Origin of the sequence: Desulfobacter curvatus DSM 3379 (assembly GCF_000373985.1) — a bacterium.
GTDB lineage: Bacteria > Desulfobacterota > Desulfobacteria > Desulfobacterales > Desulfobacteraceae > Desulfobacter > Desulfobacter curvatus.
The window spans coordinates 1-7485 of record NZ_KB892925.1; the positions used below are offsets into that span (position 1 = coordinate 1).

The 7485-nt window shown below is 41.3% G+C and carries 8 protein-coding genes; 2 read left to right on the top strand and 6 right to left on the bottom strand.

Annotated features, from left to right (window positions below; all coding sequences use genetic code 11):
- Nucleotides 1–522: 522 nt before the first annotated feature.
- The 6 genes from B147_RS0103850 to B147_RS0103875 are packed head-to-tail and all read right to left on the bottom strand — an operon-like array spanning nt 523 to nt 5041.
- Nucleotides 523–1833, bottom strand: coding sequence for a hypothetical protein (locus B147_RS0103850; protein WP_020585928.1), 1311 nt, complete (start codon nt 1831–1833; stop codon nt 523–525).
- On the bottom strand, nt 1818–2468 hold the full coding sequence (locus tag B147_RS0103855) for a CDP-alcohol phosphatidyltransferase family protein (RefSeq protein WP_020585929.1): 651 nt from the start codon (nt 2466–2468) through the stop codon (nt 1818–1820). The genes B147_RS0103850 and B147_RS0103855 overlap by 16 nt, the downstream gene beginning before the upstream one ends.
- 9 nt (nt 2469–2477) lie before the next feature.
- On the bottom strand, nt 2478–3587 hold the full coding sequence (locus tag B147_RS0103860; RefSeq protein ID WP_020585930.1) for a pyridoxal phosphate-dependent aminotransferase: 1110 nt from the start codon (nt 3585–3587) through the stop codon (nt 2478–2480).
- Nucleotides 3574–4431: a phosphocholine cytidylyltransferase family protein gene (locus tag B147_RS0103865; RefSeq protein ID WP_020585931.1), complete on the bottom strand. Its 858-nt coding sequence runs from the start codon at nt 4429–4431 to the stop codon at nt 3574–3576. The genes B147_RS0103860 and B147_RS0103865 overlap by 14 nt, the downstream gene beginning before the upstream one ends.
- A 21-nt stretch (nt 4432–4452) precedes the next feature.
- Nucleotides 4453–4773: a putative quinol monooxygenase gene (locus tag B147_RS0103870; protein ID WP_020585932.1), complete on the bottom strand. Its 321-nt coding sequence runs from the start codon at nt 4771–4773 to the stop codon at nt 4453–4455.
- 25 nt (nt 4774–4798) lie between these two features.
- Nucleotides 4799–5041, bottom strand: a complete 243-nt coding sequence (locus B147_RS0103875) for a KH domain-containing protein (protein ID WP_026259507.1) — start codon at nt 5039–5041, stop codon at nt 4799–4801.
- A gap of 539 nt (nt 5042–5580) precedes the next feature.
- Here B147_RS0103875 and B147_RS0103880 point away from each other — a divergent pair.
- Nucleotides 5581–6426: a metallophosphoesterase family protein gene (locus B147_RS0103880; RefSeq protein WP_020585934.1), complete on the top strand. Its 846-nt coding sequence runs from the start codon at nt 5581–5583 to the stop codon at nt 6424–6426.
- A 131-nt stretch (nt 6427–6557) separates the two neighbouring features.
- Complete coding sequence (gene dksA / locus B147_RS0103885; protein ID WP_020585935.1) at nt 6558–6920, top strand: RNA polymerase-binding protein DksA; 363 nt, start codon at nt 6558–6560, stop codon at nt 6918–6920.
- Nucleotides 6921–7485 lie beyond the last annotated feature (565 nt).

A 7485-nucleotide genomic window follows, 5' to 3' on the forward strand; every position in this document is an offset into this window, starting at 1 on the left:
GTGGGTGAACTCACACACATCCACGTTACATTATCAAAAGACCTGCAGAGTGTCTATTATAATTTTGCGACAAAATAATTTTAGATGTCGCTCCGCCCCCCTGATATCATTGATAATAAATTTTGATGCGTCAGCGCTGATATTTTATTGTGATACTCAAACGTTAAACTTATTATTTCCTCCGATTCAGACCACATACAAGAGCACTGTAAAATAGTGGATAATACTTCCGGCCAGCACAAACAGATGGCTGATACTATTAACCCGTTCTCCCTTATACAAAGAAAGCACCTTCGCTATTTTTCAAGTAGGTCTTTCTCATCTGAATCAATCATTTTTTGACAATTTGGGCATTCCATTTTGAGGGTTCTGACGTTTCCTTTCATCAATGGCATTTGACAATGGGGGCAAAAATATAATTTTAATTTCAAATCAGTCTTTTTCTGTTCTGTTTTTTGAGGTTCCAAATCAGTCTGTCCTTCCCTGTTATCGATTTATTATACGCTATCCTTAAGATAAACTTTATCTTTTTATTCCCAGCTTCTTTACTTCTTTTTCCAGATGATGCATTCGCTCAATATCCGTTGCAAGGATGATAACCCCAAGGTTTCCCGATACAGGCAGGGTTTTACAATCGTAAGGGAATACGCAATTGAGCTTACCATTATCATAAAGTATGGGGCGCAATTTCGTGGCAAGTTCAGGAAATGAAATTGGCGTTGTTTTGAGTTTCAAAAATTTCCAGTATGGGATAGAAGACAATAGTTTATTTTCAATATTCTCTATGATCATTCCCACATAAGTGGAACCATTGAACCGTGCGTTATTTTCGACGGGATAGGTGCCGTTCTCCGTTATAATATAGTCAATGCCGACGACGCCGGTATATCCCGCCCGGGACATGTGGTTTACAATTTTTAAGGAAGTCTTTGAAATAGACTCACAAACAGCCGGAGGATATGATTTCCCTTTGAGTGTGCCGATATAAACCATCCCTTTTTCGCAGACCTGTTCTCGAATGCCCATGTGGATGATATTTCCGGCCCTGCCGATGATCCATTGATCGTTGGGAGAAGATATCACATCCTCAAAAGGTTCTATAATAAGAACTTTTTCCCCGCTGTCGGCGATCTGCCTGTATAATTCAGGGATATCATCACCCGCGGTTTTGTATAAAGACATGCCGGCTTCCCCCAGGGCACCTCGGACAATTACGGTATGCGTTGTTGAAAGATGGCGGCGAATCTTTTTTTCAAACTGAAAATAGTTTTCGGTTTTTTCCGGGCTGACCTCAAAGGCGTCTCCCTCTATGGTTGAAATCCCCAATTTCCGACAGATGTGCTTAAAGGAAACTTTATCATTGTAGGTTCGGGTCAAAGATTCCGAAGAACCGAAAAGATCGGCTCCAAGTAAATTTGCTGCGACTTTTTCCATCCGTCCGGAAAACCACGGTACATAAACAGGAGCTCTTCCAAGTTTTGAAATGACCTCCAATATGGGATCCGGATTCTTAACGATCATTTCAGAAAGGGTCATTTCATCAGATTGAGCACCGTACTCAACGATATGATCGGTGCCAAGGCCATTGGCGTGCAGCCAATCTTGATAGTCCCTGTCAAGTGCTGTGCGTAAAACAACCAGATCCTGGTTACCTGCAACGGCAAGGGCCCGGTTGCATCTTGACAGAATTGCCCCATCCCGGTTTGGAAATTGTGGGAAGTTGTCCGTCCCGAAAATTAATAGTTCATTGTCGGAATGTTGAATGAACGACCGGAAGGGTTTGTTGTGCATCATCCCGGTATTCCGGGGTGCCTTCGTCAGGACCGACTCCATATGATCCCCCCGTAAACAAATGTTAAGCCAATGGTATATGCCATAAGAATATAAAACCATTTTCCGGCAAGTTTGGGGGTCCGGATCGGTGCTATGTTAAAGGCAGCCATGACCAGGAACAAGGCATATATGACGCCTGAAAAAATTCCCGGGTCAAGGAGACCTTCAAACAGAAAAACAAAAGCAAAAATAATGACATTGTTATCAAGGGCAAGGCCCCTGTATGTTGACCCGTCAATAAGACCAAACACATTAAAATAGCTTAATCGGATGGCGGCAACCCCGACGATTACAAAGGCACCCGGAAGAAACCATGGACTAAAATCTGCGTAACTCAACAAAAAAATAGCCGGACAGACACCAAAACTGATAATATCGATCAACGAATCCAGCTGCCCTCCGAATTCCTTTTGTTTATCTGTCCTTCCTTTCATGTTACGGGCAATGATACCGTCGGCCCAGTCAAATAAAACCGCCCATATCATACCAATAACTGAGGCTTGAAAGTTCTGTAAAATTGCATAATACACCCCGAGAAGTGCACATAAAAGTCCTGTCAGGGAACAGATATTGGGAAGATCCTTGGCAAAAAGAAGCATTCCGGCCTGATGCCGGTCATTTTTATAGGTATTCATTATGGCGCTTCATAACTCTTTATAACCAAGGATGGAGACCAATGCATCCACCAGATTGGAATTTTCTTTATTTGTCCGGGCGGCAATTCGGATAAACCGATCCGCCTCCGGCATGGTTTTTCCGCCACAGTGCTTAATGTACATGTTATGTTCAATGAACAACTTTTTCGTGACTTCCGGGCCGTCAGGGCCGCCATCGGGAAGACGGCAGAAGATAAAATTGGCATCCGGGGCATAAATGGTCCCCCCAAGCAGGCTTTTCAGATCTTTATAAAGCTTTCCCCGGTCTTGCTTAACCCGGTTACAGCTCTTGATAAAATCATCGCTAAAATCCGGCAGAATTCTTAAAAATTCTTCGGCAAATCCATTAATATTCCAGATGTGGACACCCTGACGGACCTCATGGGCCAATTCTGTGTTTGCGGTGAGAAGATACCCGATGCGAAGACCGCATATTCCGTATGCCTTACTCATACTTTTTAAAACAGCGATATTGGGATACCGCTCAATTTCAGGCTCCATGCTCAACAGATGCGGATCCTGTGCAAAATCAATAAAAGATTCATCAATAATTAGCCGGCAATTATGGCGGCCTAATTTTTTTGCCAGAAATACCAGATCGAATTTTGGGATCGCCCTTGAAGTCGGATTGTTCGGAGATACAACGACAGCAACATCCGCTTTTACTTTAATGGCATGATCTGCAAATTTTTCTACATCCAGTTCAAAAGAAGGAAATTCAAGCGGAAATTCGATGACATGTCCCTTGGGTGCGGCATTGGCATATTCATTAAAGGACGGTACGGGAATAATGAGCGTTTGGGCAAGTTGGCCGGAAACGATTTTAATAAGCTCGGCAGCACCATTACCGATAACAAGATGCTCGGCTTTTTGATTGATAATTCTTCCCATAAGTGAGGCAAGTGCATCTTGGGCAACAGGATAGTTCAACACCAGGTCATGAATTTTATTTTTAAAACGCTCAAACACTTCTTCCGGTGGGAAATATAGATTATACAGATATGCATGATCTATGAAGCCGTGCCGGTAATATCCACCATGCTGGTTTGAAATATATTCATATTTTTCCGCTTGATTATGATATTCACGCAATGGCATGCCCCTGTCCTTTCAAACCCCAATTTGAATCAGCCTTATGTTTATCAGCGTTTTGATCAATGTCATAAAAGGGGAGTTTCTCACTGATTTTTGAAGGGAACAGCCGTTCGGCCGATGCAAGGTCTTCTATGGTATCTATTTCATACCAGGGCTTGCCGTCAAAGGATATTGCCTTAAGTGACAGGCTTTTTTGCGCAACCATGTCACGAAATATAACCTCATAATAGTCATTCACTTTTCCGGCTCGGATATACTTATTTAAGACATCAACAACCTGATACCAGGAGGAAAGGGAAAAACTGTAGATATTCACGGTTTTATACTTTGTCCGGGGCGGTGTCCCTGAGGTGTCACTATGAAAGGCATCAACCTGACGGGATTGATTTATCGTGACCGTGGAGCCGTTCAACCAGGGTTTTATACTCGCAACGGCTATCCTATCGGGATAAAGCATCTCCTTTAACAGGGACGAGTCAAAAACAAGGTCGCTCTCAATCAGTAGAAACGGTTCATTAATAAGATTTCTGGCCATCCACAAAGAATAAATATTATTGGTGGTTTTGTACCGAGGACTGAAAACATACTCAATGACAAGATTTCCTGCTCTGTCCTCCAGGAAATTGCGGATGCTGTCTTCCAGATGACCTGTTACCACAACAAGGCGTTTGAGTCCATGGTGATTCAGGCTGGCAATCAGTCGGTCCAATATGCAGGTTTCATTCACCATTGTAAGGCATTTCGGCGCGCTCTGCGTCAAAGGCGAAAGGCGTGATCCCATGCCGGCGGCAAGAAGCAGGGCTGTTGTGATCCGTTTTTTGTGATAATACGGCTTCGGTTTTGTCATAAATTTCCTTTTGATTAATATTTAGGTTCTCATGGCCATAACCGCTTCCATTCCCTGGGTTCGGCTGACAGTATAAATTTTTATTTCCGGTGGTTTACGTAAAAGAGTCCTGGTGCCAAGCAATACTTTGAATCGAAGAGTCTTTATGTGCTGCTCAAGATCTTCACGGTTCTCCCATTCTTCGAACAGGCAAAAGCTGTTTTTATCCTTGATATCACGACAAACTTTATAGCTTTTGCAGCCAGGTTCTTTGCCCACGGGGTTAATCAGCGAAAAAAGGGTCTGCATGAGTTCCAGTTGCTTTTCCGGCAATACGTCTAACGTAATTCGGACAGCGATCATTGAGATCCCCTCATATAAAATTGGGCTAATGATTTAACTCGTTCATAATATCAAGGAAAACCCGTTTATTTAACTTTACTGAGACCGCATTTAAGATCGTCCGTAATGCATCTGCGGTCCGTCCCTGCTTACCGATAACTTTACCGATGTCGGATTTACAAACTTTCAGTTCTAATATTGATGTATGCATTCCGCCGATTTCCTTTACACTGACGAAATCGGGTTCATCAACCAAAGCCCGGACCATGGTTTCTATAAGCATTTTCATTTCAGATTTTTCACCTGTCCCTCCCCATGTATCAGTCATGTGATACCTTTCTTTCTTTATTGTCCGGCGTAACGTCAAAACTGGTTATAGAGCAATCATGATGCCAATGTTACCGCAAAATCGGATATAAGGTTAACCATATGATTTATTGATATAAAAGATCAAGTTAACTAAGGGGTATCTCCCTTAATATAAAGGGCAAAAAGATCATATATGTGCAATCGGCCATATTTGGCCTCTTATTCGACGGATTGTATGGCAGAATGATATTAAGTTTGCGCATACGGACATTTAAGGTGCTTCGGTTCACAGACCCAGAATCTGGGCAGCACTGTTTTCCCCACTGACTTTCCTGTGTTACCACAGAATAAATAGGTACAGTCCTTGGTCTTTTGTCAAAGTCTGTGTAACATAGACTTTGATTTGTCCTTTTTCTCAGACAATTGTTGCGATTTTGTTATTCCTTGACAGAGCCTTTTTCAAAGATCAAAGTTCCGATTGAGTTTAACATACTTTAGTCGTTTGCTAAGGAGCCATTCATGAATATCCTACACATTTCTGATCTGCATTTTGGTCCCCGCCACTGGGAAGGGAATGACAAGATTCTTTTGGGAAAACTGAATTCATATGATGCCGATATTGTCATCAATACCGGGGACAACACAACTGACGGCCTGGAGGATGAATATGCCAAAGCCGGACGTTTTTTAAAATCAATTAAATGCAAAAACAAAATCTCAGTTATCGGGAATCACGATAAAAGAAATATGCGCTCACATGAACTCTTCCGAAAGTACATTTATAACCCGGACATCATTTATATCCCTGAGATGGTGCAGTTCAAAAAAAAACATCTATTCTTAAACCGGGACATAACCAAACTTCCAGATAATTTTACCGATATAAATTTTATCAAATGCATTTCGATAAAAGATCTAACGGTTCTGGTTGTCAGCATAGATACAAATGAACTCTATAGTGACGAGGGGTATGTTGAAGAAGAAATTTTGAAAGCCGTCTCAAAAGAGATCAGGCGGGCAGAATATGATCTGCCTATTTTGTTGACCCATTATTCCATCCTGGGAACAGACGACTGCCCGTTAAAAAATTCATCCCTCTTGATTGATTTTGTACATCAGCATAAGATAGAGAATGTTTTTTGTGGTCATACCCATGAGATGGAGTTAATGAAAACCACGGATCTTTATCATGGCCCATCCTTTACACAATTTATGTGTGGGACCTTATCTTCCTGCAATCATCCCAATGACGACAACATGTTTTTGTACTATCAAAATTTTGGCTGTAAGGATATGCATCTATTTCTGGTGAGGATGTTCCCGGAAAAGAGAAATCTCATATTTAAAGAAGAAATGGTTTTTTAAATCAAAAGCACCCGCAATCGGTCGCTGTAAAGAAAGTTGCGCATGGCCTAAATTTTCAGCTTTGGCATTGGAAGTTATTTCGTTAAACAGGCTATGAACATCAGCGGTTACAATTCATTTAGGCGAGGATTATGAATAAAAAGCACCTTGACTTTTTCAAAGCTATTTTGAACCGTCAGATTGATGAACTTATGCGTCATGCGGACCATGTGATATCGGAAATGTCATCCCAAAGAATCCAAGAATCAGAATCAATAGACAAGGCTTCAGCAGAAAATGACCAGTCTTTGAAATTGAAAATTAGATCAAGAGAAAGCCTGTTGATTCAAAAAATACAGCAGGCTTTAGAACGAATTAAAATCGGTTCTTATGGTACCTGTGAATCTTGCGGGGAAGATATTTCCATAAAGAGACTTAAGGCAAGACCTGTCACAGCGAAATGCCTTTATTGTAAAGAAGAGGAAGAAAGAATAGAAAAATCAAATAAGGCTTAATATTATCCGTCGCTCAAGCCTATTTCAACGCAGCATTCAATAACAAAAGCATTGTAGGTAAATTATTTTGATTTGCATCGGGATATTTGAAATTTTTAACTGTGGACTATGTCTAAGACGAAATTACCCCAATTCATGGTGTACAAACCCAGACTATTATTAACATTCAACACTTTGAGATTACTTGTTTTTCATGATTTTCGATTTGGGTAATGAGCGACAGATATTATCTATTATCTGTCACTCCAATCATTGTTCAATATGGAGGTGATTTTTTGTAATATTGATGCTATTTGCTTTGGCAACTGAAGTCGGGCGCATTCCCATTTTCCCGGTTTGAAAAAAGCCTATCTTTGAGAACAAAAAACGTGATAGTTTCTTCTCGCTGAGACGACTATAAAATTGGACTGTGCTGATGAAAAAAGCTGAAGATTGCAATACTGTTGAAGAAGTCTATGCCTGCCTGAAAGAACTGGAGGACGATCCGAGGTTGGTTCGCAATGCTCAAGAATTGGAGCAGGTAGAACGTGAAATACTTGGGTATACGAATCGACTGAGCGCCTTG

What these genes read in the sequence shown, in the direction of transcription:
- B147_RS0103880 (WP_020585934.1), top strand. Translation starts at nt 5,581, where the DNA reads ATGAATATCCTACACATTTCTGATCTGCATTTTGGTCCCCGCCACTGG.
- B147_RS0103870 (WP_020585932.1), bottom strand. Translation starts at nt 4,773, where the DNA reads ATGATCGCTGTCCGAATTACGTTAGACGTATTGCCGGAAAAGCAACTG.
- B147_RS0103855 (WP_020585929.1), bottom strand. Translation starts at nt 2,468, where the DNA reads ATGAATACCTATAAAAATGACCGGCATCAGGCCGGAATGCTTCTTTTT.
- B147_RS0103860 (WP_020585930.1), bottom strand. Translation starts at nt 3,587, where the DNA reads ATGCCATTGCGTGAATATCATAATCAAGCGGAAAAATATGAATATATT.
- B147_RS0103850 (WP_020585928.1), bottom strand. Translation starts at nt 1,833, where the DNA reads ATGGAGTCGGTCCTGACGAAGGCACCCCGGAATACCGGGATGATGCAC.
- B147_RS0103865 (WP_020585931.1), bottom strand. Translation starts at nt 4,431, where the DNA reads ATGACAAAACCGAAGCCGTATTATCACAAAAAACGGATCACAACAGCC.
- dksA (WP_020585935.1), top strand. Translation starts at nt 6,558, where the DNA reads ATGAATAAAAAGCACCTTGACTTTTTCAAAGCTATTTTGAACCGTCAG.
- B147_RS0103875 (WP_026259507.1), bottom strand. Translation starts at nt 5,041, where the DNA reads ATGAAAATGCTTATAGAAACCATGGTCCGGGCTTTGGTTGATGAACCC.